Source organism: Frigoribacterium sp. AC759 (assembly GCF_979256015.1).
Window position 1 is genome coordinate 1 of the sequence record NZ_CEEDMT010000074.1, and the last position, 295, is coordinate 295.

The 295-nt window shown below is 62.0% G+C and carries 1 protein-coding gene; it reads right to left on the reverse strand.

The annotated features are described in order from the left end of the window. A partial coding sequence (locus ACZ6JE_RS15150; RefSeq protein ID WP_464319472.1) for a flagellar hook-basal body complex protein occupies positions 1–269 on the reverse strand: 269 nt, incomplete at its 3' end. Positions 270–295: the final 26 nt, after the last annotated feature.

Sequence of the window (295 nt, forward strand, 5' to 3'; positions counted from 1 at the left end):
TTGGACGACTCCAACGCACCGGCAGTCAACGAGCCCAAGGTGCCGGCACGGGGCGTACCGACCACCGGCTCGCCCGAATCCGCCGACTGCACCCACTGGGTTTTGCCGACCGGGGTCAGACCTTGCACGTTGGCGAAGTTGGCCAGAATCACTTGACCCTGAATCTTCGACTGGCCGTTGGTGTAACGGGCGAACACCTGGCCGGTGTCGTCAATTTCCAGACCCGACAGCTGGCCGGTGGTGTAACCGTCCTGAGTGACCTTGTTCACCGCAAAGGTGCTGGACACTTGCGAAG